Below are 25,831 nucleotides of genomic sequence, written 5' to 3'. Positions count from 1 at the left end.
AATTAGATGCTGGTACATTTAGCGCTGAAGAGGAGGAACTTCGTTTTCAGGTAAAGTTTAAAAGGGACGCTACTTATCGAAAAAGTACACTCAAGGTGGTAATTATAAAAGAGGTTTAGAGATCGCTTGAGCAAAACGATCTCTTTAAATAACGCTATTAAAAACAATGGGAAACCCTTAGGTTGACCCTTTGCTTTTAAAGTGAGCGTATAATTTCATCACTACTATTGACCACTTGCAAAGCTGCGCTTGTTACAAATCCACCAGCATCATTAAAGTTAATACGTATCCAATTGCTTTTTTGCAGTAAGTTGTGGGGTACTGGGATCTCTATTACACCAAAGAAGCTAGCACGTCCGTTGCGAGTTTTACCTTGTTTTTGGTCATATCCTCTAAAATCGGTTGGTACTTGCACTGGCACGCTATTCACTTTTACTATCGGAGTTAGCGATTTACCGTGAGCGCGACCGATACCTAAGCGTAAGACTGCTTCACCTTGTGCACCTACTTCTACATCTTGAATATTAAAAAACATATCAACATTCGCCCTTATTGGCTGCTTATAAGATGTGGCATAGTACTTATGTTGTTGATTAAATTTATCAATATTAATTTTATTGTGATAGGTAATCGTCATGACCTTGGTGCTTTCTTTTGGTAAAAATACGGTTCCAGGTACCGATGAAAGCGTTTTAGTATCTAATAGCGCATGGTTATTATTGTCATAAAGCAATGTTTTTATTTTAACGGATTTAACCGAATTTTCGTCGACGCCCAGCGCTTTTAATGAGACATCAGTATCTTGAAATTCCAAGCTCGTCATAATGATATGTGCTTTATTATTGCTTACATACGCATCGACCATAATATCAAGATCAGATGCCCAACTATCAACATGCACACCTTTTACATCAGACCACAATTGGAAGAATTTTACTAAATCAGTGTAAACCCAGTCGGTTCCCGTCTGCCCATATTTCTCAAACTCTTGTCTCATTAATCGATTTTCATAAGGGTAGCCCGTGTCAGTGTGGCGACCCCACTCAGCTTTAACTGGGATGAATGGAATTGCTTTCGCTATTACATCCGGACGTTCTAAAAACTGAGTTAATAGTGCGTTATAACCACGTAGCTTTTCGGCATCTCTGACATGTGTCCAAGGTTTGTTTCGCAAAGCATGTACTGACGCACCGTATTCTGAAATTAACAATGGTTTCGTTCGACCAAACTTAATGTTTGAGTATTGCTCCAACATATCTAATGTTGCTTCAACGTTACTACCGCGCCGATATTCTTCTCCACGAGGATGAGTAGGGAAGTCATACAAGTGAATAGAAAATACGTCCATATCGGCACCAGCCGTATCAATGAATAACTTGTCATTATTTTCCCAGCGTTCGAAATTATTCCAATCATAATTAGGGAAGGCAACGGTATAGCCTGCAACTTTGACATTTTTGTTTAATGTTTGATTATTAGTTTTGCGAACTTCTTTTGCGACACTTTTATGATATTTGAAAATATCAGCTATCGGAGCTTTATCTCGTCCGTTTTTAGGCGCAATATTTAAATCATACAGAGGTTCATTAACAACTTCTAAATAAGCTGGTTTTGGCGCTCCTGGGGCTGTATTTGTTTGTGCAAAATATTTTTGTAAAAATTGTCCCATGTAGTGGCCCGTTGCGGTACCAATTGGCTCTTGTTGAGTATTTTTTTGCGAAAATGACCAGTTACTATTACCTATATTGGTTCCGTCAGGGTAGTAAGGATGAACTTGTCCACCAACAATCATATCTTTAGATCTATTTTTAAAACGTCGGGCATTAACGAATTGATCTGCATTGCTATTTTTAAATAAGTTAATTGCAGCGTTGCCCTTGGCCGTTACAACAGATTCATCAACGAAACCTAAACGATTACTATCCTGCTTTTGAGCAAATAATTGATTTTTCATGTATCCCGTATCACGTCCAAAATACACATCATAGCCATTAATAAAGCTAGCAATTAAGTCGGGATTGGCGTTATTTCCTCTATTATCATGACCCCACTCATTTTCTGTTGGAGCGGAATGCAATGAAATAAATTTTTGACGGTCAAAGTTTTCAATATTACCAATACGGTGTTTAGTGTCTAAATTAACGTCAACAAAAACTTTATTTTCTGCAGCATGAGCCGTATAAAAACTACTGGAACTCGCTGCAAGCAACACTATTGCAGCTGCTTTTTGTTGAGACAATTTCTTACTATATTTATTTATCATTATAAAATTAACCTACCATTTTTGTTAAAAATATTTCAAACGTAGTGTTTATCTTTTTGTGTTAGAACAACATCAAATATAGCGTTTAGCACTCAGCACCAATCGGCATTGAGTAAAAAGGTTTAAATGATGTTCTGAAGTAAAATATCCATGTCGTCATTATTTATGAGCACAGACTCGTTAACTTAATCAATCAAACTAGGTGATTCTGGTTCATTATTGGCCTTGGCTATACAATATAGTACCTTTTTTCATTGTGTCAACTGTTAACAATTTGCTAAAGTTGGTGTTGGACAAGCTAGCGCTAGCAAGGCACTTTTTTAAACCTTCCTACTCTACTAATGGCGACAGATCGCTTGTTAATGTTGATTAAATGTTTACATGGTCAGTGTGGCGGCAGCGAGCTTGTCCTTGGATACACGTAGATTTACATGAGACAGGTGAGCAGCTTAGTGTAAATCGCGTTACGAAAATCATTCGCTAACACAATTTGCACTTTATATGAGCTACATAGGAAGTTGTGCAGTAGCCGATAACTGTTATATCACGCTTAAAATTCGCTATACGCGTACAGTTTGTGTTTAACCAATAAGCTTGAAGAAACTATTCGGCGTTAGAAGCTGATTAGGGCAGTTGGAAGGTCTAGTTTGAATAAAAAACCTTGCAGCATGAACAGCAAGGTTTTTAAATATTTGCCCGAAGCCCGAAGCCCGAAGCCCGAAGCCCGAAGCCCGAAGCCCGAAGCCCGAAGCCCGAAGCCCGAAGCCCGAAGCCCGAAGCTATCTCATAGTAACAAACTCTTCTGAGCCAGTTGGGTGAATCGCTACAACGGCATCAAAGTCTGCTTTGGTGGCGCCCATTTTCATGGCTACTGCAAAACCTTGGATCATTTCATCAACAGCAAAGCCTAAGCCGTGTAAGCCAACTACTTTTTCATCATCACCTGCACACACTAACATCATGTTACAAGGTTGACGGTGCTGAGTAACGGCGGTGTACATAGCTGCAAACGTTGATTTATACACTTTTACGTTTTCGTTGCCGTACTGTGAAATCGCTTCTTGCTCAGTTAAACCAATAGTACCAATTGGCGGATGACTAAATACCACTGTTGGTACTAGGCTGTAATCCATTTTTAAATCATCTGGCAGCTCTTTATTAAACAAGCGCTCTGATAAAGTACGACCGGCTTTTACCGCTACCGGGGTAAGTTCAATACCGCCTTCGATGATGTCGCCCACAGCGTAGACATTTTTAGCAGTGGTATTTTGGTACTCATCAACTTTCACATAACCGCTTTCGTTAACTTCTACGCCTGCGGCTTCAAGGTTAATTTTATCAGTCGTTGGCGTGCGGCCAATTGCCCAAATTACTTGGTCAACGTTTTGGCTGTAACCGTTTTCAAAGTGAATGGTTAAGCTACCATCGCTTTCTTTCACTACTTCTTTTGGTGAACATTCTGTATGTAACGTAGGCCCTTCTTTAGCCATAATATCAACTAGGGTGTCGATGATGTATGGGTCAAAGGTGCGCAGTGGCTTATTTTTACGAACAAATAAGTGGGTTTCTGTGCCTAAGCTATGTAGTACACCAGCAATTTCTACCGCGATATAACCTGCACCAACAACGGCTACGCGTTTTGGCTGCTCATTCAGCTCAAAAAAGCCATTTGAATCAATACCGTGTTCAGCACCTGGAATGTTTGGAATGCTAGGACGACCGCCTACGGCAATTAAAATATGATCAGCTGTGTATAGCTCACCGTCTACTTCAACGGTTTTACTGTCAACAAATTTAGCGAAGCCTTTAATAACGGTAACGCCGTTTTTGGCAAGACCATTATCATAGCCTTTATGAATGCGACCTATGTATGCTTCACGACTTTCAACTAATTTGCTCCAGTTAAAGTCTTTTACTTCAACATTAAAGCCGTAATCAGGGGCATATAAGTTAATTGCTTCAGCAACTTGAGCGCCATGCCACATTACTTTTTTTGGTACACAACCTACGTTCACACAGGTACCGCCCATATGTTTTGCTTCAATTAACGCTACTTTTGCGCCGCGCATTGCTGCTCGGTTAGCCGACCCTATACCGCCGCTGCCGCCGCCAATTGCAATGTAGTCAAAATGCTGAGCCATAGTTATTCCTCAAAAATAAATCAATTGGTTTGATAATAGCATAAGCAAGACCTGTTAAAAGCCCCTTGTATTTCAACAGATACGCCCCAACTTAAAAATCATATTCGAAACGACTTGAGAGCTAACATGAGCGATTTACAAAATAACCCACTAATAGGCCTTGAAGGCTTACCGCCATTTTCTAAAATCAAGCCTGAGCATGTTGTGCCAGCGCTTAAAGCGGGCATCAATGAGTGCCGTGCAAAAATAGATGAAGTGTTGGCTAATAAATCGTTCACTTGGCAAGACTTAGTGTTACCGCTTGAAGAAGTGGATGATAAGTTATCACGTATGTTCTCACCCGTATCGCACATGAACTCAGTGGTAAACTCTGATGAGCTACGCGAAGCCTATGAACAGTGTTTACCGCTTATCTCTGAGTATTCAACTTATGTTGGTCAGCATCAAGGTTTGTATGAAGCTTACAACGCACTGCATAACAGTGATGAATTTAAAACGCTAAGCACAGCAGAGCAAAAAACGATAACTAATGCACTGCGCGATTTTGAGCTTTCAGGTATTGCCTTGGCACCAGAGCAGCAAAAACGTTATGGCGAAATTAGTGCGCGTTTATCTGAGCTGGCTGCAAAGTTTGGTAATAATGTAATGGATGCCACCTTGGCTTGGCAAAAACACATTACCAATGAAAGTGAACTTGCGGGTTTACCTGAATCGGCATTAGCGCTGGCGGCAGATACCGCTGCAAGTAAAGAATTAGATGGTTGGGTGTTCACGTTAGATTTCCCATCGTACTTGCCAATTATGACTTATGCAGATAACCGCGAGTTACGGGAAGAAACGTATACGGCATTTGTCACCCGTGCGTCTGATCAAGGTCCTAACGCGGGTGAATTTGATAACTCAGCAATTATGAGTGAAGAACTGGCGCTACGCCATGAGTTAGCTCAATTGTTAGGTTTTGCCAGCTACGCTGAAAAATCACTGGCAACTAAAATGGCTGAAACACCTGAGCAGGTATTCTCATTCTTAGAAGACTTAGCCGCTAAATCTAAGCCGCAAGCAGAGCAAGAACTCGCTGAGTTACAAGCTTATGCTAAAGATAAGCATGGTATTGACGAGCTTGCTGCGTGGGACTATGGCTATTATGGCGAAAAGCTAAAGCAAGAGAAATACTCAATATCAGACGAAGTACTGCGTCCGTATTTCCCAGCAGATAAAGTGCTAAGCGGCTTGTTTGAAACAGTAAATCGTTTATTTGGTATTACCGTAAAAGAAGTAAAAGACTTTGACAGTTATCATAAAGATGTACGCTTCTTTGAAATCTACGATAACAGCAATACCTTGCGTGGTCGTTTTTACCTCGACTTATATGCACGCGATCACAAGCGTGGTGGTGCGTGGATGGATGATTGTATGGGCCGCAAAGTTCGTGCGAACGGCGAGTTGCAAACTCCTGTAGCCTATTTAGTGTGTAACTTTAATAAAGCGGTTGGCGATAAGCCTGCATTGTTTACGCATAACGAAGTAACAACCTTATTCCATGAGTTTGGCCATGGTATTCATCACATGCTAACGCAAGTTGAAGCGGCACCGGTTGCTGGTATTAATGGTGTTGCCTGGGATGCTGTTGAGCTACCAAGTCAATTTTTAGAAAACTGGTGTTATGAAGAAGAAGCACTTAATTTTATTTCCGGTCATTTTGAGACGGGCGAGCCATTACCTAAAGAGTTATTGGATAAGCTATTAGCAGCTAAAAACTATAATTCAGGCATGCAAATGTTACGTCAAATTGAATTCTCATTGTTTGATTTTAGAATTCATAATGATTACCAAGCGGGTGAAGAATGCCAAATTCAAGCGCGCTTAGACGAAGTGCGTAGCCACACCTCTGTTGTTAAGCCACCTGAATTTAACCGTTTTCAACATGGTTTTAGCCATATTTTTGCTGGTGGCTATAGCGCTGGTTATTACTCGTATAAATGGGCTGAAGTGCTTTCTGCTGATGCGTTTTCTAAATTTGAAGAAGAGGGCATTTTTAATCCAGAAACGGGCCAAGCCTTTATGCAACATATTTTAGAAAAAGGCGGCAGTGAAGAGCCAATGGAATTATTTAAGAACTTCCGTGGCCGCGAGCCAAGTGTTGAGGCATTACTGCGCCACAGTGGTATAGCAGCATAAGCACTATGTACATTAAGTTGTTTTAAAAGCGCCATTTGGCGCTTTTTTATTGTTTAATTTAGCCTGTGTGGTGATGAATTCTAATAAATTGTCGCAAAATAATAGCTCCGTACTATGCTTTTTAAGTAATTAATAAAAAGGAATGGGGCATGACAAAACTGGTACTGGCGATTGATGACGATAAGTACGTTCACCATGTAATTGAAGAATCATTAGCAGGTTTTTGTCAGCTAATACATGCTAAAAATGGTGATGATGGACTCAGACAAGCACTAAAATATAATCCCGACATTATTTTACTGGATGTAGAAATGCCCGGGAAAAGCGGTTATCAAGTATGTACTGAACTAAAAAATAATGAGCAGACTAAAGATATCCCCGTAATGTTTTTATCTGGCAAGAGTGAGTTACCAGAGCGCGTTAAAGGCTATAACGCAGGGGCCGCAGATTACATTGTTAAACCCTTTAATGCCGAAGAATTAATGGCACGCATTAGGGTGTTATACCAGTACCGCCAGCATTCAATAAAGTTAAAAAATGATGTTGAGCGAGCGCAGATCACCGCTGAAATAGCTATGACAGATTCAGGCGATATGGGCCGTATCATGCGATATGTTGGGCAAACGTATCACGCGCATGATCTGCAATCATTATCGAGCTATTTTTTTGAGTTTTTCCGGCCGTTAAACCTCGATGTGGTGGTGGCTTTTTGGTATCAAGATGTGGGAGTGGTGTGTACTGATGATGGCGGCGTTTGCCCATTAGAGCAAGAGCTGTTAGAAAAGCACCGTTATTCAAACCGGTTTGTTGACTTTAGCAGCCGCACGATAATTAATTACCCTAAAGTGTCTATTTTAATTAAAAACATGCCCCTTGATGATGTGGCACTGTATGGCCGTTATAAAGATTTATTCCCGCATATTTTGGAAGTCACTAACGCGAAAATTCAAGATATGGAAGTAAACGAAAAAGCGCTAGCCCAAGCGCACACTGTGGGTAATGCCTTTAATGAGCTTGCCTCGCAACTGTTTGGCAGCAGTGAAGCGCGTGAAAGCACAGTCGCAGTATTGGCAACCCAGCTGGCAGAGTTACGCATACTGTTGCAACAAAGCTGCGCTGCCGATGATCAGGCATTAACATCACACATAGCGCAGTTAGAGCAAACGCAGTTACAGTTAGCTACCTTGAATGATGATTTAACTTTTATTGAACATCAGCTTAATCATATTATTGATTCGCGTAGTGAGTTGATCGACAGTTTAAGTAAAATTGCTAGCCCCGAACACACTCAAGACGTTACATCACAAACCGATATTGAGCTATTTTAGTGCTATGACGCTGAGCAGTTGATATACTTCGCGGGCTATTTACGGTCGGAGTTTATTTTGGTTATACAGTGTCCTTTTAAAGAAGTACGTCCTTATCTCAATGAAATCGAGCAGCGTTTTGGGCTGGCTGAATGGGCGGCAAACACGGCTGGCTTTTCATTACATTATGATGATCAAGGGCTCAGCCTGCGTAAAACCGATGAACCAAAGCTTGGCGCTATCAGTGTTGATTTTGTGACGGGGGCTGTTGCTCATCGTCGTAAATTTGGGGGCGGTAAAGGGCAATCTATCGCCAAAGCGGTAGGTTTAAATAAAGGCGCAACGCCGGTTGTGCTCGATGCCACAGCTGGCCTTGGCCGTGATGGCTTTGTTTTGGCATCACTGGGTTGTAAGGTGATTTTACATGAACGCCATCCTGTTGTTGCCGCATTGCTTTATGATGGCTTACAACGTGCTTATAACGATATTGAAATTGGCTCGTGGATGAAGCAAAACATGAGCTTAGTATTTGGCTCTAGTCATACCTTACTTGCACAATGTGAGAGTATGCCAGATGTGGTTTACCTTGACCCTATGTTCCCCCATCGTGAAAAATCAGCACTGGTTAAAAAAGAAATGCGGGTGTTCCAGGATTTAGTCGGCGCAGATAACGATGCCGATGATTTACTTGAATTTGCCTATCCACTTGCCAGTAAACGAGTTGTTGTTAAGCGCCCCGACTACGCACCGTTTTTAAATAATAAAACTCCAAGCATGCAAATCAAAACCAAGAAAAACAGATTCGATGTATACGTAAAAGCGGCAATGGTGTAGTCCTTTATTCGTATATTTTAAATTTAATCTCATTAACCATCAGTGTTTAATGCGGCTTTTCATTAAATTGTCATAAATAGTTAATAGTGTACGCGCAGTTATTTAGAGGAATTGAATTTCATGCGCGTGTCATCATTTACTCGGCTATTAGCTATATTGTTGGCATTAGCCAGCCTGCTATTAGGCGGCACTCTGTTCTGGGCAAGTCAAACATTAGTTAAACTTGAACAGCAAGACCATTCTTATAATCAATTAAAAAATAAAATACTCGTCGATTTAAAAGGCTTACTTGAAGATTATTTAGCTCAGGGCGATAGTCTGTATTTAGGGCAAGCGTCAGATTTAATTAGCCAAGTAAAAAGCACTCAGCTGGCTATTTTACCTAGTGATTTAAAGCAGCAGTTGGATACGCAATTAACCCAGCTAGATACGGAAATAAACGGTAAATATCGTGCGTTGGGTAAACTTTCCGGTAATGAAACTGCATTACTGGATAACGCGCTTAGGCAAATGGCGGGCTCCGCGTCTTCTTTAATTGGTTATGCCAATAAAGCTGCGCAACAAAATATACATGCGCTTGATTATTATCAGCTTGCTAGTGATTACTATCGTGAAGTGACTAACTTGTCGTTATTTACATATCAATTATTGCTGAGCTTTGATCAAGATACGCAAGCTAATTTGCAGCAAAGTATTACTAACTTAAATCGATTAGCGCAGCAGATAGATGAGCTTGAAAACTTAGGCGTGATGAGTGAAGTTGAAGAAGATAGTTTATTTTTTGATGAAGAAGCCGAAGATTTAGCTGACGAAATTAAAGCCGAACTAAGCAGTTGGCCAAACCGTTATCCACGTGATTTAGAAAATACCATTGCACAAGCTCAGCAACGTCAAATTGGTATGCAAGCCATGCGCAAACAAATTAGCACGCTTTCTGAGACGGTTATTAACGCCGAGCAACAACTTAAAATTCAACAAGGTACGTTAAAACAGCAAGTGCTAGTGGTGTTTTGTATTGCTATTAGCATGTTAGTGGTATTAGCTATTGGGGTTTATTTTGTACAGCGAAATCAAGTATTAGCACCACTTCGCCAGTTACGGGATGGGTTTGCATTTTTAATTGAAAGTAATGAGTTAAAAAATATAGAAAGTAAAAACCCAAAAACGGAAGTGGGTGAAATTGCTCATTACTTCAATCAGTTAATTGAGCGCCAGCGCCTCGAGGCAGATGAGCGGGCACAAATGCTAAAGGTGATTAATGACTTTATGCAAGAGATGAGCGAGCACTTACAAACAATAAGTGAGCAAACTGATGCTAGTCACCATCAAGTGGAGCAAAACCAAGGGTTACTAACGGATATTCAACATATTGGTGAACAAGTTAATGATATAAACGGCAAAGTAGCAGATAACGCGAAGCACACCTTTTCAGCAATGGAGCAAAGCTTAGGCTTTGCACAGAATATGTTAAGTGCTAGTTCGAATACGCAACAACGTGTCGATCAAGGTTTACATAGCCTACAAGAACTACTCAGCGGCGTACAAGATGTTGGACAAGTTATTGAGATGATCCGCAATATTGCTGATCAAACCAATTTATTGGCGCTCAATGCGGCAATTGAATCTGCTCGTGCTGGAGAGCATGGCCGTGGTTTTGCTGTGGTAGCGGATGAAGTACGTAAGTTGGCTCGTCAAACCCAAGGTTCACTGAGTGATATTAATAGCCAGCTAAACCTCTTGAGTGAAAATTCAACCATGGTATCAACGCAAATATCAGCACTGGCCGATGACGCTCAATTACAGACTAAGAATGCGCAAGAACTAAAACGTAATTCAGAAGGGGTCGCCGATAACGCCCAAGACGCTAATAAAGTCGCGTTTGAAGCAATGGAGTTAGCAAAACAACAAAATGCATTGTTGGATAATTTTAGCCAGTCAATGCAAAGCATGAAAGGCCAAGTGAGTGAGTCAAGCCTACTAGTGGCTGATATTCACCAACGTTTACAGCAGCAAATGCACACCATTCGTAGTAGTTTGGGATTGTAGTGGATAAAGCTAAAACACGTTATAGGCGAATGTGTTTTAGCTTACATTTAACTTGGCTTATACAGAGTTAGTGTTGCTGCAGTCACTTTCTGCTGCGTGGAACTTCATCGGATTGATACATTGAAATTTGATGATTGTCAGGGTCAGCAATTTCGGCTGACCAGCCACCTGGAGCATGACTGACTGGTGTAACAATGGTCGTACCTTTTTCAGCAAGAGCCTCGATTACATCGTCGATCCCCCCATCAGCGAGTTCGAAAACAATAATCGGTGAGTTTCCGGGACGTGACTCTTGCTTAAAAAAGAGCAATTCCACCGCATTTACTGTTTTAGCTAGTAGCCAACCTTCACCTTCGTCTTCCATCCTTTGAATATCTATTCCAAGCGTATCACGGTAAAAAGCCTCTGTTTTATCAAGATCGCTGATGTAATAACAAATTGCGCCAATCTTACTGTTGCTTAACATGAACATTTTCCTCTTTTTTGATTGATTTCACCCTATGTTGCCGTGACAGTGGGTTTTGTGAGGTCACCATAAAAAGATGTCCATCTGGGTCGTGACTGGCTACAGTGTCATCATTACGACAAGGAGCTTTTAGTAATGCTTTTCGTATCTGTCCAAACGGCAGCTCATCAGTTAAACCTTTAAGTTCAAAGACATCTCTTCCATCATATAGTCGCCAGCGGCGCTTGATTTGCACAATGCGTTGTCGTAGCGCCGTGTCTGATGCTCGCAGTAGCCAAGATATTTCTTTTTTGGTATGCCCAGTTAAGGCTAAAAGTGCAGTTGTTTTAAGGCTTGGTGGTAATGTATCAACAAAATGGTGGGGTGATACTTCACTCTGTGTTTGCATATTACGTAAATAGGCGACAGAAGCTTCACGTGTTTTTCGCCTTGCGGCAGAGCGAGCATTAAAAGCTGACTGATTTCGAAGTACACCAATTATCCATCGACGGTTATTAACACAGCTTAAATCTGAACGCTTAGCTTCAATTGCTGCAAGGAGCGCAGTTTGTAGTAAGTCCTCAGCTTCTTCTTTATGCAAAGTAACTTTATACGCATAGTGAAGCAGGTTTGTGTAGTAATTACTTTTTTTCATAGCAGTGTACCGATAGTGATATTTTTATTGTTTCGCCTTTAACTTTAACCTTACTCTATTATACTGCTAACTCATATTCACTTTCGAAGAATTATTATGATTTCACAAGGCCAAGTATTACCAGCAATTAGTCTTACACAATTAGCCGAAGACGGCATGCAAACACTGACTAATGACGACTTATTCGCTGCTAAAAAAGTGGTGCTATTTGCCGTTCCAGGGGCATTTACACCAACCTGTTCAAATGCACATTTGCCTGAATTTATTACGCTTGCAGATAAAATAAAAGCGAAAGGTGTCGACGCTATTTACTGCGTATCAGTGAACGATGCATTTGTTATGAAGGCGTGGGGTGAAGCACACAATGCCGAGCATATTCAAATGCTAGCAGATGGTGATGCAAGTTTTACCAAAGCACTTGGTTTAGACAAAGACACTGCTGGTTTTGGTGGTGTTCGTTCAACCCGTTATGCGATGATTGTTGAAGATCAAACTGTTACTGGTTTGTTTGTTGAAAAAGACAAAGAATTTGTAGTCAGCCGTGCAGAAGCCGTGTTAGAAAAGCTGTAATAAAAAAGCCGAGCAAAGCTCGGCTAAAAATCACCAGGGGAAACTGGTTTACCAAAGCGCGAGTGCCAGTTATACAGACACTCGCGTTTTTAGTTCTTAAGGTTGGTATTGCGCGTCAAGCGTTAAACCGGCAAAGGTTTTATATGCATTTACACTCAGATGCCAAGTGCCCGCTTGTGGATTACTGAATGTACATGTTTCAGCGTTACCATTTTTATATGGGCGGCAATCATAGCTAGAGCTGGTTGGTTGACTGCCAAATTTAACGAATAAATCAGCATCACCCGAGCCACCAGAGGTCGTAACGGTAAAGCTTGCCATACCTGCTGGGACATCTAAAGTGTAGTGTTTCCACTGACCGGCACTTGCAGATACGTTTTCAACCGTGCCACCACCTGCTTGTGGGTTACCTGTACCACCAGAGGTTGTTAAATTACCGACTAAACTCACATTTGCGTAAGCTGAGTAACCATTGAGCATGACATGATATGTTCCTGCTGTTGGGTTATCGATAGAGCACTCTTCGTTATTGCCATTTTTATATGGGCGACAATCATAGGTTGATGTTGTTGGTGCGCTGCCTGCACGTACATACATATCTGCATCGCCACTACCGCCACTCATAGTGAAAGTAACATTTGCAGCGCCACTTGGTACGGTCATCGTATAGAATGTAGTACTGCTTGCACTACCACTTAGGTTGGTTAGTGCTTGGCCATCAACTAATTCATTACCTGTTGGTGGTGGCGGTGTTGTTCCTCCAGCAGCAGCAACAGCGGCGGCGGCATCAACAATACCAGTACCACAGTTATTACATGATGCGGCAAACGAACGTGTGGTTGATTTTAAAATGCTCTCAATTTCGTCAGGCGTTGCATTTGGCTTAGCCTGTTTAATTAATGCAGCAACACCTGCAACGTGCGGCGCTGCCATTGATGTGCCTTGTGAGTAGTGGTAGCTATCACTTGAAGGGCTTGATGAGCCTGAGTTATGAGTTGAAAGCACACCCTCCGAGTCATTCGCAAAGCTTTGTGCGCCACCCGGTGCTGCAACATCGATAGATGTTCCATAGTTAGAATAATAAGCACGACCGCCATTACGACCAACCGAAGCAACATTGACTACGCCACTACAGTTACCAGGGTTGTAGTTGTTAGCGTTGTCGTTATCGTTACCTGCGGCAATTACAATCACTGTGCCGTTATTACGCGCTTGGTTAATAGCAGATTGCGTGGTTGAGCTACACGAACCGCTACCGCCTAAACTCATGTTGATAACATCAGCAGGGTTCGCATTTGCAGGTACACCAGATACAGAGCCGCCTGATGCCCAAATAATCCCGTCAGCAATATCTGATGTTAAACCACCGCATTTACCAAGTACCCGCACTGGTACTACTTTCGCATCGTAAGCAACACCCGCAACACCTTCGCCATTATTTGTTACTGCAGCAACTGTACCTGCCACGTGAGTGCCGTGCCAGCTAGAGCTTTGTGCGCCATGAGTATAACCACATTCGTTAGCACTGATCGCATCACCTGGATCGCGAGCATCACTATCGCGTGCGCCACCATCATTAGCAACAAAGGTGTCAGAGATCATATCGTAGCCTGGTAAAATATTGGCGTTAAGATCAATATGTGGACGGTAACCCGTATCGAGCACCGCAACGGTTACACCGCTACCAGTAGCAGTATCCCATGCTGTTGGCAGGTTTAAACCGCCAGCTTGCTCATAGTAATGCCATTGATCCGCATACATAGGATCATTTGGGGTGGCGAATGGCTTTAACATTTGGTCAATTTCAATGTATTCAACATTGCCAGATGCAATGACTTCCTGCATATATTCTTGCGCTTCATCTGGGCTTAATTTTTTATCTGCACGCATTACATGGTGGTTGCTTAAAGCCATGGCACGAACGTATTGTGCCTTCACTTTACCTTTTTTACTGGTAAAGTTTTTCACAAAGCCCTGTGCTTTTTTGTTCATCATTAGTGGGCTAGTCTCTGCTGCCGAAAGCGTTGCCATTTCGCTGCTATTATTTTTATATTTGATAATAAAGCGAGTACCTAGTGGGTCTTGGCCTTGCAGTTTTGCTGCCGTTTCAGCCATTGATGGCATAAACGCTTGGCTTGGATTTGCCATACTCGTAGTGGCACCAAACAGCGTGCCTAATGTTAGTGCTATCGCACATTTTTTAAATTTTGTTGTTGTCATAATGATCCCTAGATTGTTATGGTTTGCTTCGCGATTGATTATCGAGAAGGGGAACAAAGGTAAATGATCTGTTAAAATAGTTAAAATAACGTTTTACTATTACTGTCTCTATTTTAGTTATATCAGGATGTTTATATGGCTAAATACGCATTTATGGTTTTTATAATGCAGGTTTATTGGTTATAAAGTATTAATTTATTTGTAAGGTGATAGAAGGTGTATTTATTTTTCCACACTTTATTGTTAATAATTAAATAGTGAAATACCGCTCAGTTTGTACTTTTAAATTTGCTACAATTGCAAAAATTTTCTAATGAGACGAACAAATGACCCAAGTAGATGTAATAGTGATCGGTGCCGGTGCCGCAGGTTTAATGTGTGCAGCGCAAGCAGGTTACCGTGGCCGCAGTGTTACAGTGCTTGATATGGGCAAAAAGCCAGGTCGTAAAATTCTTATTAGTGGCGGCGGGCGTTGTAATTTTACTAACGAAAATGCCAGCCCAGAAAACTACTTATGTGGTAATCCACATTTTGTTAAATCTTGTTTGAGCCGTTATACCCAGCATGATTTTATTGAGCTGGTGGACAGACACGGTTTGGCATATCACCATAAAACCCTCGGGCAATTATTTTGCGACAACAGCGCGCAAGATATTGTTGATATTTTACTTACTGAATGCGAATGGGCCGGCGTTAACATTGCGCTGCGTAATGAGGTGTTGCGTGTTGAAAAAATGGATACAGGTTACCTTGTGAGCACCGAGCAAGGGGCATTCTGTTGTGAATCCCTCGTAGTTGCAGCGGGTGGTTTAACTATGCCAAAACTCGGCGCAACACCAATAGGCTATAAAATTGCAGAGCAATTTGGCTTAAAAGTATTACCGACCATGGCAGCACTGGTGCCTTTTACTTTGCATCAACATGACAAAGACCGCTTTGAAGGGCTATCAGGTATTAGTATTCCATGCATTGTCAGCAGTGAAGACGGCACCCGCTTTAAAGAAAATATCTTGTTTACTCACCGTGGTTTATCAGGCCCCGCTATTTTACAGATCAGTTCATTTTGGCGAGCAGGGCAGGCGGTGACTATTAACCTGTTACCAGAACTTGATTTAAAAGCGCAATTAGCCACATGGCGAGAAACTCAAGCGCAAAAATCATTAAAAAATAGCCTTGCCACTATTTTACCTAAACGCTTTATTGAAATACTACACGAGAGCAAAGCCATCCCAGACTGCAATGTAAACCAGCTTACCCATAGTCAAATTGACGAGCTAGCTAATTACATTCATAACTGGCAAATTAAACCAAATGGCACAGAAGGTTATCGCACCGCCGAGGTTACACTTGGCGGGGTAGACACCGACGAACTCAGCTCAAAAACATTTGAAGCAAAAAAATCCCAAGGCCTGTACTTTATTGGTGAAGTAACCGACGTAACAGGTTGGTTAGGAGGGTACAATTTTCAGTACGCGTGGAGCTGCGGCTTCGCAGCGGGGCAGTATTGTTAATTTACTCGATTTACAGTAAAAAGCTTCGCGATAAAAGCCCCTTCTTACGTGATACAAGCGTTCGTAGGAAATGGCTTTAACCATGAATAGAGAGCGTTTACGATTACTATTTAAGCAGTTAGCTTGTTGATTGTTAAAATAAAGGTTTTTGCTAGTGACAAGCCAGTAAAAACTTTTTATACTGCAACCCGCTTTAATCGCTGTGGTGGTTAAACGCTTCAAAAATTTAGCCTTGTTCAAAACACATGCTAATACAAAATGGCCCCTTAGCTCAGTTGGTTAGAGCACACGACTCATAATCGTTAGGTCCCCAGTTCAAGTCTGGGAGGGGCCACCATCTCCACTCAATATGTGGCTAGATGGAAACTCACTACTTCCTGTTTTACTAGATAAGTCGCCAATCTCAAGCATGGTTATCTTGGACTACCTATAACTTCCCTAAATTTCATTTTAAAAAGTAGGCGCTTTTGATTGGGGAACGACCATAGTAATGAAATATCTGAAATCGAGCTATTGGGAAAAATACTCAAGTATATTGGTTAGCGATAAGTGATTTCATAACCCAGCGCTCTGTATCCCTTTTCTCGTTTTGAAAACATTCGCTTAAGTGTTGGGAAAGTATCAATGTAATCATAAATCAGCACCGAGTTTTTGTTACTCCACTCTCGCCCGATTCGACCTGCATATTGAGCTAATATGCCCTTCCACGCTATAGGTAAGGTGATGAACAACGTATCTAAATAAGGTAAATCAAATCCTTCTCCAACGTATTTACCCGTTGCAAGTATAACCTGTTTAGCGTTACTTAAATCTTTGTTTTCTTCGAGTAAAGCAATGCGTTCTTGGCGCTGCTTCGTTGATATTCCACCATGCAGTTCTACAACCATTAGGTTTTTTTGTGTGAGTAAAGCTGATAGAAGCTCGATGTGTTCTTTTCTCTCGGTTAACACCATCACTGCACGTTTTTCATCGATACAACAGACAATATCATCGACAATCTTTTGGTTCCTGTCATCACTGTTAACTAGGTGCTTATAAATTTGTGCGATATGGGGCTTTGTATCAGGATCTAACCACTCATTCGGAAACGCTGTATTGGTTTCATGTGCTTTAACTTGCTGATTAAGCAGTGAACCTGATTTAACGCCTTTATAAACAATATCTCCTAGTTGTAGCATCATCAGTTTTTCTAAACCATCTTGGCGTTTTGGTGTTGCGGTAAATCCATGAATGAATTTGGCATGGCTGGACTTAATCAGGCTTTCATAGTTTGAAGCAGGTAAATGGTGGCATTCATCAACAATAACCTGGCCATACTTTTCAATGTATGGCTTAATATCCATGCCATTTCGGCCCACTAAACTTTGATATGTTGCTACATCAACTTGATACGACAGTTTTTCTTTACCACCAAGTAATGAACCAACTTCGGTGTCTTTGAGAAAAACATTAATACGTTCCAGCCACTGCTCTGCAAGTTGCCGACTGTGAACTAATATCAGTGGTTCACCTTGCGCTTAGCAATCAGTGCTAATGCAGTAACTGTTTTACCAAAGCCAGTAGAAGCTTCTAGTATCCCAACCGATGAATCTAATAATGCATTAACCGCTTTATTCTGCTGACTTTTCAATTTTCCTGTAAATTTAACCTTAGCAAGCTTGTCACCTGAAAAACGCTTATCATCGAAATTCACTTTAATTTTTTGCTCGGTTAATTTTTCTTTTACAGATGATAGGCAGCCACGCGGTATAATTAAGAAATTACCCTCAACACGAGCGGCACAAATGTATCTAGGGACTCCAATCGTAGATAATCGAAGACTTTGCCTTTTGTAAAACTCAGGGTTAGAAAACACAGCTAATTGCTTAAGCCTTGATGTTAATTTGCCAGGAAGCTTATCGATTGGAATATAAATTTGATCTGCAATAACCAAGGTTACTTCTTCAGGGCAATGGGCTATCACATCATTCTCAATAGTGGATAGCTTCTTCCAAGGCGTATTTGCCAAGTCATCATTAGTTTTGTTATCTATTAGTGTTATTTTGCCAAGTAAGCTATCAAGTGTCGTAGTATCAATTTTTTGAATAGAAGCAAGCTTGGCCCATTGGTCTTTAAAAGGTACTCCTGACGAATCTATAAATACACTATTACCTTGCTTTCTTGGTTCTAGTTGAAGTGGTAATGCAATCAAATTACCAAAACCACCTTCCGGCATTACATCTTGATTCGGAAATAGGCGATCGAAACAAGTAAATGAGAGCGCTGGATACATTTCCATGGCTTTGGTTAATAAACCATTACCTAACTTTCTAGCTTTGGTCGCTTCAACAGCTTGCGAAAAGAAAATCCATACATGTCCACCGTTACCGCTTCTAGAGCGTTCTATAATGTGTGGTACTTTATAAAAATCACAGGCTTCAGCAAAAGCTTTAACGCAGTGAATCCAATCTTCTTTATCGAAATCAGTGGCAAGAATGTGAGTTCTATTGTTCTCTAGAAGTGGGTAAATCCCAATCGTTTGATTGCCTTTAAGGTGATCAAATATTGCCTGACCATCATAATGCTTAAAGTGTTGATTTGAACATTCAGTGCAACTAATCTTTGGTTTATTACAGATTTTAGGTTTCCATTCATTCCAACATGCAGGCGAATAACCACTTCGCCCATTTTTCGATTGCCAACGAAACGGGTAAACGTCATTGCGACCTTTAAAATAAGAGATGAATAAATTGACTTTAGCTTCAGGTGAAACGTGTTGGTTAAAGTGTTTGGCTAGCTCGACTTCTTGCTGTGCAAGAATATTATTACGTTCATTTAATAATGACTCTTTTCTTCAGCGAGTCGCTGAAGTCGATTATCAATATCTAAAAGCCTATCAGATAACGAGCTAGACACAGTCATTACTCAAAAGCAGTTTTAAGGTTTTCTGATCTTAGTATTCGCATAATATCAACACAGTCATTAGAAACGACGTAGTAAATAGCATGAGTTCCGTAGACACTGCGTCTATATCCTTTACGAATATGGTCAACTGTCTGATAATGCAATGGGTTTTCTGCAATGCTTTGAAACTGTATAATCAACCCATCAATGTATGATTCAGCCTGAACTAAACCAAAGCTGTCTATACCATATCAAATAGCTGCTCGAAGTCCTGAACGGCAGCTGTACTTAATCTAAATTTCGTCATTAGTTTGCTTTCTAGCAATCACCGCATTAACAATATCCTCAGGAGAACGAGAGCTAAAACCGCTTTTCTCTGCTTTGATAAGTTCTTGTCTAATAACTTCAACTTCGCTAGTTCGCATTTGCTCTTTTCTAATTAAATCTCGCAATAACTCGCTGTCACTAGCATAATGACCAGTTGCAAGTTGAGCTTGCATCCATTGTTCTTGCTGATCAGTTACTGTGATACTTTTCTTGACCATTGCCATAATTTACCTCCAATGAAAGAAACTTTGTAAGGATATAATCCTACTTAATCCTACCATAATGAAGTTTAGTTCAGAACTGGTAAAAATCAATTTGAGTTACATCATACGATTTATAGATGGTAACAATATCGATAAACGACCGTAACATTAAAGGGGTTACAAGCTTGCTATTGGGGCTTCATAATCATTAGAACCCCCAATTTAAGTTTACGAGGGGTGCCACTTTTCAAACTTTCCCTCTATTTAATTAAGTCTAAGCGTTGTACTTAAACAATAAACCAGAGTTAGTATTCCCTGCTGACGAAAATAAACTTCCCATCAACGTTGACACATTCTTTTTAACGCTTAATTGTATTGCAACTAGTTCTTCATCTAACTCTTGCTGTAATTCAGAAATTTGTGTTTGTTGATCTGCTTTTGTGAGGCTGTTGTCTGCTTCAAGTGCGCGCAACTTCTGTTGTAGCTCTTTAATATTTTTTATCATCTGCTGTTGAGTGGTGTCTGCCGCTTCATCAGGGGTCACTTCATCTGGGCGGGATTTTTCATCAGTACTTTTAATTTTGTTTGTGTTTGAGCCGGTCTCTTCGGCTTGGCCCGTTGTTTGTTGGGTGCCTGTTTGGGTGTGCTTTAAAAAATTTGGATCAGTAAGTAGTGATGTAGGTATGTTGGTTAAGTTCATTATGCGTCCCGTGCGACTAAAAATTGACATGCTTTTATTGTCAAAAGCGATGCATTAATTGTTCCACATTTGGGCTCAAGAGGCATAAGCCCTGCATAGCTAGCGTACTATGCAGGGGAGGGGGGATTACGCAGGTACGGTGGTTTTTTGTGGTAATGCCAATGACAGTAGGGCGGCGAAGGCTATAAATGCGCTTGAAATCCATAAGCATGCTTCAAGTCCGTATTGCTGATATACCCAACCAGATAACACGGTGCCAATTAATCGGCCCATGGCGTTAGCCATATAATAAAAGCCAACATCTAACGATACGCCATCACTGTCGGCTAGGCTGACGATTAAATAGCTATGTAATGACGAATTAATAGCAAATACAGCGCCAAATATAAGTAAGCCACCAATAATCGATGCCTGAATATAAAAATCATAATGTAGTGCTAAAGCAATCAGTACTGGTATTGCCGTTAGGTAACTAGCCCATAAAAATGCGCTGCGGCCGCTTGGAACTTGCCCTGACTTTTTACCGGTAAAAGAGGGGGCAAAAGATTGCACTATGCCATAGCCAATCACCCAGCTTGCCATAAAGCCACCAACCCACCAATGATCCCAGCCAAAGGTTGCTGCTAAAAATACGGGTAAGGCAACAACAAACCATACATCTCTAGCACCAAATAAAAACATCCGTGCGGCGGAGAGCACATTAATGGCTTTACTCTTTGAGAATAGCTCACTAAATTTGGCTTTGTGCTTGGCTTTACCTAAGTCTTGTTTTAAAGCAAAGATACTAAATAGCCATACAGCTGTTAGCATGCAAATCATGCTTAGTATCGCACCGTGGAAGTCTAGCAAGGTGAGTAATAAGCCACCTAAAAAGAAGCCAACCCCTTTGAGTGCATTTTTAGAGCCGGTTAATATAGCCACCCACTTATAGAGTTGGCCTTGTGCATCTTTTGGTACTAAAAGCTTAATGGCACTTTTTGCACTCATTTTATTGAGATCTTTGGCTATTCCCGATAACGCTTGTGCAGCCATAACATAAATAACAGTGAGTGCATCTACAGGCACCATGAGCATAGCTAAAGAAACTATTTGTAAGCCCAAGCCAATGTTCATGGTTTTATTGAGACCGAATCGAGCACCTAGCCATCCGCCCACTAAGTTAGTGATCACACCAAAGATTTCATAAAACAAAAACAACATGGCAATACTTAAAGGGCTGTAACCAAGTTGATGAAAATACAGTACCACAAGCATACGCAGGGCACCGTCAGTTAAGGTAAACGCCCAATAATTACCGGTAATTATTAAGTATTGTTTTATCTGTGGCGGCAGTGCTTTTAATCGATCCACGGTTAATTATCCTTTATCGGCTAGGCCAACTTTGCGCATAAGCTCTGCAGTTCGGTTCGCATAGCCCCACTCATTGTCATACCACACGTAGAGTTTTACTTGAGTGTCGTTGATCACCATAGTTGAAAGGGCATCAATAACACTTGAACGAGGATCGGTTTTGTAATCGATAGATACAAGCGGTCGTTCTTCATAACCCATAATGTCTTTAAGTTCGTTAGCAGCAGCGTCTTTTAGCAGTTTATTTACTTCATCAATCGTTGTGCCGCGTTCAAGCTCAAATACACAGTCAGTAATAGAGGCATTTGTTAAAGGAACACGAATAGCGTGGCCGTTTAATTTCCCTTTTAATTCAGGGAAAATATGCGTAATAGCGGTCGCCGATCCTGTGGTGGTTGGAATTAAACTTGTGCCACATGAACGGGCACGACGTAAGTCTTTATGGGGGGCATCAATAATTGTTTGGGTATTAGTGATATCGTGAATGGTCGTGATTGAACCATGTTTGATACCGATTTTTTCATGAATCACTTTAACGACAGGTGCCAAGCAGTTGGTTGTACATGAAGCAGCAGTAACAATAGGGTGAGCATCTTTATTATAAAGGTGATCGTTGACACCCATAACAATATTTAAAATACCCTCTTCTTTTACCGGAGCTGTTACCACAACGCGTTTTACGCCTTGATCAAGGTAAGCTTGTAACAATGCTTTGGTTTTTATTTTACCAGAGGCTTCAATTACTACGTCACATTTTGACCAGTCAGTCTCTTGCGTTTTTGTGTTTTGGCTAAAGCTGATTTCTTTACCATTGATTACAATTGCATTATCAGTATGGCTTGCTTCGTGATGCCATTTTCCGTGTACTGAGTCAAATGTCATTAAATGGGCAAATGTTTCAGCGTTACCTGCAGGGTCATTAATATGAACGATTTCTACATCATCCCAATCAAATGCTGCACGCATTGATAAGCGGCCCATACGGCCAAAACCATTAATACCTACTTTAATTGTCATTGTTTATTCCTTAATACTCGTTATAACTGCGAATTAAAATAATTAAGTTGAAGTGTATTCTTCAGTGCTTTAGGTCTTATGTGTTGTACTTGCTGCATGATTTTGTCGCTAGGCCAACCATGAGTAAGTAAAATAAGCGCAATCACTAAGCCAGTTCTGCCTGTACCACCTTTACAATGAACGGCAATCGTCTGTTGGTTATTGATAGCGTTTATGATCGCATCTTTATGTAACGCCCACTGTGCTTCAAACTCCTGAGAGGGTGCCCCATCATCTAATATTGGTAGCTGCAACCAAGTAATATCATGCTCTGCGCATAGGTTTGGTAACCGTTGTATATCATTTTTAGCAATTTCATGATCATACATAAGCGTAAGTAGCATGCTGGTGCCGGCTTGTTTTAGAGTTAGTACAGACTCTTCTAAAGATGCTTCTTTGCTTCCAGGGCAAGGCGTAAAAATAAGTTTTGCGCCATTTTCTAAATTTAACGAATCAAATGGGTGAAGTGGCATTGTTAAATCCTTTTCTATAATTATTTAAACCAATGTTGGGTGCGATTAATGATGGCAACTAACGATAGCATCACGGGGACTTCTACTAATACACCTACAACAGTGGCAAGTGCAGCGCCAGAATGTAAACCAAATAATGAAATAGCGACCGCGACAGCAAGTTCAAAAAAGTTTGAAGTACCGATTAGGCATGACGGCGCTGCTATTTTTTGTGGTAGCTTCATCCAAATAGCGGCAGCGTAAGCAATGATAAAAATGCCGTAGGTTTGAATGATCAGAGGAATAGCAATAAATACAATAGTCTGCGGTTCAGAGCTAATTGTATTAGCTTGAAAACCAAACAGTAAAACCACCGTTGCGATTAAACCCACCATAGACCATGGTTTTAGCTTTGCTAAAAAGTGTTCAAGTGCTTGCTCATCTTTACTTTTATTCAGTGCTCTACGGGTTAATACGCCTGCAGTTAAAGGTAGTAATACATATAAAACTACTGAGATCAGTAATGTTTCCCATGGTACTTGAATATCGCTTACGCCTAATAACAATGCTGAAATCGGGGCAAAGGCAAAAATCATGATCACATCGTTCACAGATACTTGGATTAGTGTGTAATTAGCATCACCTTTAGTGAGTTGTGACCAAACAAACACCATCGCAGTACAAGGGGCAACGCCTAGTAAGATCATACCGGCTATATACTCTTGTGCAGATTGCGGGTCGACTAAATCTGCAAATATAAAGTTAAAGAATAACCAACCAAGCGCTGCCATAGTGAACGGTTTAATTAACCAGTTTATTATTAGTGTCAGTATTAGCCCTTTAGGGTTTTTACCGACATCTTTAATCGATGAAAAATCGATTTGCGCCATCATAGGGAAGATCATCACCCAAATAAAAACAGCGACGGCAATATTTACATGAGCAATCTCAAAATCAGCAATCATTTGAAATACATCAGGTTGCCATTGACCAAGTAAAACACCGGTAATAATGGCTAAGCCAACCCATAGAGATAAATAACGTTCGAAAATTCCCATTTTATTCTCCTCTATTACCGACAAAAGTCAGTTTTGCTTGGGCGGTTACACATGTTAGTAAGATTTTCTAAATTTTTAGCTATCAGCGGAAGGTTATTTTCGGTGGTTTCGCTGATCACTTTTTTTATCCAAAGAGGTAATTCTGGATTTATTTTATAAAACACCCATTGGCCATGTTTTCTGTCAGTAATAATATTAGCTCGTTTTAGAACAGCTAAGTTACGAGAGACTTTTGGTTGGCTGTCTTCTTGTAAGGCCTCCATGATTTCGCAAACACATAGCTCACCATGATAATTAGTTAGCATTAGTGTTTTTAAACGAATGTCATCGGTGAGACATTTATAAAATGAGATTGGATCAATCGATATATTATCAAGCGCTGATATTTGCTCATCAATACGTAGGGTAGGTTGTGTTTTATTGCTAGGTTGGTTTTTTGACTCTAAAAGTATAAACATCGATAGACGATTATTCAGTTCACTTAATGTGGTAGCAAATGGATTATTGCAGGTGCGCTCTTTTGGATCTGGAAAATCCCAAGCAAGTTGTGCTTTAGCGCCGGGGAAGTTTCGGCATTCTTGATTTGCTTTATCACACAGGGTAATTACAAAGTCGAACTCTTGTCCTGAGAATTCCTCAATGCTTTGAGATTTTAATTCATCAATGGTTAAACCAAATTTTTTAAGTGCGTCTAAAGTGCGTGAATCTATTTCTTCAGGTGACGTACCTGCACTCGAAATTTCAAATCGATCACCTGCTTTATGGCGTAGCAATGCCTCAGCCATTTGTGAGCGGGCAGAATTACCAGTACATAAAAATAAAACTGAACGCTTAGTTGAAGTTTGATTATTCATAAATCACACCTTACATAGAATATACAATAAAGTGTATATTCGTTTTTGTATATATTCAAGTGCGATGTCTATTTTAATTTTAACTACTGCAGTTCTATATGACGTATTTTTATCCAAAGTTAGTGTTAAATTACTTTTATTCGTTATTTACAGATGAGTTTAGGTTTGTTTTTAAGCTGTTCGTTTGAAAATTAAACCAAACACCAATAAATCATAAAAAACGTTAAAAAACGCTTGCGTAAAATTCGCGGCGCCCTATAATGCGACCCCACTGAGACGGCAGAGCAGGCAACGCATAGCGAGCCAAGTAAGTCACTTAGTAAGTCGAGTAAAACTTGAGTTTAGATTTTTAATAAAGTTTAAAATTAAGTGTTGACAAAAAAAATAGGAAAGCGTAACATGCGCAGCCCTAGCGAGATAAAGCCAAGTGCTTTAATCGCAACGTTCTTTAACAATATAAAGCAATCATCTGTGTGGGCACTCGTACAGATTGAGTTCTAACAGCAGATTCTAGTTCACTAGATGACGCAAACAAATTTAGAGTCTCAATTGAAACTGAGTGACCAACAGCAATAAATTTATTTATTGCAGCACAGTCAATTCAATATCGAAAGATATTAAATAAATTCAGAATTCATTGAGCTGTTCTACGGAACATAAAAACTTTTAATTGAAGAGTTTGATCATGGCTCAGATTGAACGCTGGCGGCAGGCCTAACACATGCAAGTCGAGCGGTAACATTTCTAGCTTGCTAGAAGATGACGAGCGGCGGACGGG

20 protein-coding genes, 1 tRNA gene and 1 rRNA gene (1 of these 22 cut by a window edge) are annotated in these 25,831 nt (G+C 40.6%); 8 read left to right on the top strand and 14 right to left on the bottom strand.

Annotation, left to right across the window (positions count from 1 at the left end; all coding sequences use genetic code 11):
- Positions 1-196: 196 nt before the first annotated feature.
- A complete protein-coding gene (locus tag KAN5_RS11940) occupies positions 197-2,263 on the bottom strand; it encodes a hypothetical protein (protein ID WP_244389779.1) in 2,067 nt (688 codons plus the stop codon).
- A gap of 779 nt (positions 2,264-3,042) precedes the next feature.
- Positions 3,043-4,404, bottom strand: a complete 1,362-nt coding sequence (gene gorA / locus KAN5_RS11935; RefSeq protein WP_016710086.1) for a glutathione-disulfide reductase — start codon at positions 4,402-4,404, stop codon at positions 3,043-3,045.
- 126 nt (positions 4,405-4,530) lie between these two features.
- Between gorA and prlC the strand changes: the two genes are divergently transcribed.
- The 4 genes from prlC (at position 4,531) to KAN5_RS11915 (ending at position 10,769) form a co-directional block, all read left to right on the top strand.
- Complete coding sequence (gene prlC / locus KAN5_RS11930) at positions 4,531-6,582, top strand: oligopeptidase A (RefSeq protein WP_244389778.1); 2,052 nt, start codon at positions 4,531-4,533, stop codon at positions 6,580-6,582.
- Between the two features lie 149 nt (positions 6,583-6,731).
- Complete coding sequence (locus tag KAN5_RS11925; RefSeq protein ID WP_138554985.1) at positions 6,732-7,910, top strand: response regulator; 1,179 nt, start codon at positions 6,732-6,734, stop codon at positions 7,908-7,910.
- Between the two features lie 57 nt (positions 7,911-7,967).
- Positions 7,968-8,723 (top strand): class I SAM-dependent methyltransferase, encoded by a 756-nt coding sequence (locus tag KAN5_RS11920; RefSeq protein ID WP_244389777.1) that lies wholly within the window; start codon positions 7,968-7,970, stop codon positions 8,721-8,723.
- A 120-nt stretch (positions 8,724-8,843) separates the two neighbouring features.
- Positions 8,844-10,769 carry a methyl-accepting chemotaxis protein gene (locus KAN5_RS11915; protein WP_016710082.1) on the top strand — a complete coding sequence of 642 codons (1,926 nt, stop codon included), beginning with the start codon at positions 8,844-8,846 and terminating at the stop codon, positions 10,767-10,769.
- 82 nt (positions 10,770-10,851) lie between these two features.
- Here the strand turns inward: KAN5_RS11915 and KAN5_RS11910 are convergent, their stop codons facing one another.
- Together KAN5_RS11910 and KAN5_RS11905 are read right to left on the bottom strand one after the other, a co-directional pair.
- Positions 10,852-11,235 (bottom strand): VOC family protein, encoded by a 384-nt coding sequence (locus KAN5_RS11910; RefSeq protein WP_244389776.1) that lies wholly within the window; start codon positions 11,233-11,235, stop codon positions 10,852-10,854.
- A complete protein-coding gene (locus KAN5_RS11905; RefSeq protein ID WP_244389775.1) occupies positions 11,219-11,869 on the bottom strand; it encodes a sigma factor in 651 nt (216 codons plus the stop codon). The genes KAN5_RS11910 and KAN5_RS11905 overlap by 17 nt, the downstream gene beginning before the upstream one ends.
- A gap of 96 nt (positions 11,870-11,965) precedes the next feature.
- Between KAN5_RS11905 and KAN5_RS11900 the strand changes: the two genes are divergently transcribed.
- Positions 11,966-12,439, top strand: a complete 474-nt coding sequence (locus tag KAN5_RS11900) for a peroxiredoxin (RefSeq protein WP_244389774.1) — start codon at positions 11,966-11,968, stop codon at positions 12,437-12,439.
- 96 nt (positions 12,440-12,535) lie between these two features.
- Here the strand turns inward: KAN5_RS11900 and KAN5_RS11895 are convergent, their stop codons facing one another.
- Entirely contained in the window at positions 12,536-14,659 is a 2,124-nt protein-coding gene (locus tag KAN5_RS11895; RefSeq protein ID WP_244389773.1) for a S8 family peptidase, read from the bottom strand.
- A 326-nt stretch (positions 14,660-14,985) separates the two neighbouring features.
- Between KAN5_RS11895 and KAN5_RS11890 the strand changes: the two genes are divergently transcribed.
- Complete coding sequence (locus tag KAN5_RS11890) at positions 14,986-16,170, top strand: NAD(P)/FAD-dependent oxidoreductase (RefSeq protein WP_244389772.1); 1,185 nt, start codon at positions 14,986-14,988, stop codon at positions 16,168-16,170.
- A gap of 260 nt (positions 16,171-16,430) precedes the next feature.
- Positions 16,431-16,507 (top strand) — tRNA-Ile (locus KAN5_RS11885).
- 202 nt (positions 16,508-16,709) lie between these two features.
- On the opposite strand, the gene KAN5_RS11880 is transcribed toward KAN5_RS11885, so the two are convergent.
- From KAN5_RS11880 to KAN5_RS11840, 9 genes are all read right to left on the bottom strand, one after another.
- Positions 16,710-17,624 carry a DEAD/DEAH box helicase family protein gene (locus tag KAN5_RS11880; RefSeq protein ID WP_244390949.1) on the bottom strand — a complete coding sequence of 305 codons (915 nt, stop codon included), beginning with the start codon at positions 17,622-17,624 and terminating at the stop codon, positions 16,710-16,712.
- A gap of 44 nt (positions 17,625-17,668) precedes the next feature.
- Entirely contained in the window at positions 17,669-18,448 is a 780-nt protein-coding gene (locus KAN5_RS11875; RefSeq protein WP_244389771.1) for a hypothetical protein, read from the bottom strand.
- A gap of 898 nt (positions 18,449-19,346) precedes the next feature.
- Positions 19,347-19,604 (bottom strand): type II toxin-antitoxin system ParD family antitoxin, encoded by a 258-nt coding sequence (locus tag KAN5_RS11870; protein ID WP_016710034.1) that lies wholly within the window; start codon positions 19,602-19,604, stop codon positions 19,347-19,349.
- Positions 19,605-19,857: 253 nt separating this feature from the next.
- On the bottom strand, positions 19,858-20,283 hold the full coding sequence (locus KAN5_RS11865) for a hypothetical protein (protein ID WP_016710033.1): 426 nt from the start codon (positions 20,281-20,283) through the stop codon (positions 19,858-19,860).
- 126 nt (positions 20,284-20,409) lie between these two features.
- A complete protein-coding gene (gene arsJ, locus KAN5_RS11860; RefSeq protein WP_016710032.1) occupies positions 20,410-21,633 on the bottom strand; it encodes an organoarsenical effux MFS transporter ArsJ in 1,224 nt (407 codons plus the stop codon).
- A 6-nt stretch (positions 21,634-21,639) separates the two neighbouring features.
- Positions 21,640-22,650, bottom strand: coding sequence for an ArsJ-associated glyceraldehyde-3-phosphate dehydrogenase (locus tag KAN5_RS11855; RefSeq protein WP_244389770.1), 1,011 nt, complete (start codon positions 22,648-22,650; stop codon positions 21,640-21,642).
- A 20-nt stretch (positions 22,651-22,670) separates the two neighbouring features.
- Positions 22,671-23,162, bottom strand: a complete 492-nt coding sequence (locus KAN5_RS11850) for a dual specificity protein phosphatase family protein (RefSeq protein WP_244389769.1) — start codon at positions 23,160-23,162, stop codon at positions 22,671-22,673.
- A gap of 20 nt (positions 23,163-23,182) precedes the next feature.
- The gene (gene arsB / locus KAN5_RS11845) at positions 23,183-24,199 is read right to left on the bottom strand and encodes an ACR3 family arsenite efflux transporter (RefSeq protein ID WP_244389768.1); all 1,017 of its coding nucleotides are present in this window, start codon (positions 24,197-24,199) and stop codon (positions 23,183-23,185) included.
- Positions 24,200-24,213: 14 nt separating this feature from the next.
- Positions 24,214-25,053 (bottom strand): metalloregulator ArsR/SmtB family transcription factor, encoded by an 840-nt coding sequence (locus tag KAN5_RS11840; protein ID WP_244389767.1) that lies wholly within the window; start codon positions 25,051-25,053, stop codon positions 24,214-24,216.
- 667 nt (positions 25,054-25,720) lie between these two features.
- Between KAN5_RS11840 and KAN5_RS11835 the strand changes: the two genes are divergently transcribed.
- Positions 25,721-25,831, top strand: a 16S ribosomal RNA gene (locus KAN5_RS11835) (it continues 1,429 nt past the right edge of the window).

The sequence above is a fragment of the Pseudoalteromonas sp. KAN5 genome, assembly GCF_022846535.1.
GTDB classification, from domain to species: Bacteria; Pseudomonadota; Gammaproteobacteria; order Enterobacterales; family Alteromonadaceae; genus Pseudoalteromonas; species Pseudoalteromonas haloplanktis.
Note: the sequence above shows the minus strand (reverse complement) of the source record. Positions and strands in the feature narration are given on the sequence as shown.

Coding starts and splice junctions, on each gene's coding strand:
- KAN5_RS11940 (WP_244389779.1), bottom strand. CDS start 2,263: ATGATAAATAAATATAGTAAGAAATTGTCTCAACAAAAAGCAGCTGCA.
- gorA (WP_016710086.1), bottom strand. CDS start 4,404: ATGGCTCAGCATTTTGACTACATTGCAATTGGCGGCGGCAGCGGCGGT.
- prlC (WP_244389778.1), top strand. CDS start 4,531: ATGAGCGATTTACAAAATAACCCACTAATAGGCCTTGAAGGCTTACCG.
- KAN5_RS11925 (WP_138554985.1), top strand. CDS start 6,732: ATGACAAAACTGGTACTGGCGATTGATGACGATAAGTACGTTCACCAT.
- KAN5_RS11915 (WP_016710082.1), top strand. CDS start 8,844: ATGCGCGTGTCATCATTTACTCGGCTATTAGCTATATTGTTGGCATTA.
- KAN5_RS11910 (WP_244389776.1), bottom strand. CDS start 11,235: ATGTTAAGCAACAGTAAGATTGGCGCAATTTGTTATTACATCAGCGAT.
- KAN5_RS11905 (WP_244389775.1), bottom strand. CDS start 11,869: ATGAAAAAAAGTAATTACTACACAAACCTGCTTCACTATGCGTATAAA.
- KAN5_RS11900 (WP_244389774.1), top strand. CDS start 11,966: ATGATTTCACAAGGCCAAGTATTACCAGCAATTAGTCTTACACAATTA.
- KAN5_RS11895 (WP_244389773.1), bottom strand. CDS start 14,659: ATGACAACAACAAAATTTAAAAAATGTGCGATAGCACTAACATTAGGC.
- KAN5_RS11890 (WP_244389772.1), top strand. CDS start 14,986: ATGACCCAAGTAGATGTAATAGTGATCGGTGCCGGTGCCGCAGGTTTA.
- KAN5_RS11875 (WP_244389771.1), bottom strand. CDS start 18,448: ATGGAAATGTATCCAGCGCTCTCATTTACTTGTTTCGATCGCCTATTT.
- KAN5_RS11870 (WP_016710034.1), bottom strand. CDS start 19,604: ATGGCAATGGTCAAGAAAAGTATCACAGTAACTGATCAGCAAGAACAA.
- KAN5_RS11865 (WP_016710033.1), bottom strand. CDS start 20,283: ATGAACTTAACCAACATACCTACATCACTACTTACTGATCCAAATTTT.
- KAN5_RS11855 (WP_244389770.1), bottom strand. CDS start 22,650: ATGACAATTAAAGTAGGTATTAATGGTTTTGGCCGTATGGGCCGCTTA.
- KAN5_RS11850 (WP_244389769.1), bottom strand. CDS start 23,162: ATGCCACTTCACCCATTTGATTCGTTAAATTTAGAAAATGGCGCAAAA.
- arsB (WP_244389768.1), bottom strand. CDS start 24,199: ATGGGAATTTTCGAACGTTATTTATCTCTATGGGTTGGCTTAGCCATT.
- KAN5_RS11840 (WP_244389767.1), bottom strand. CDS start 25,053: ATGAATAATCAAACTTCAACTAAGCGTTCAGTTTTATTTTTATGTACT.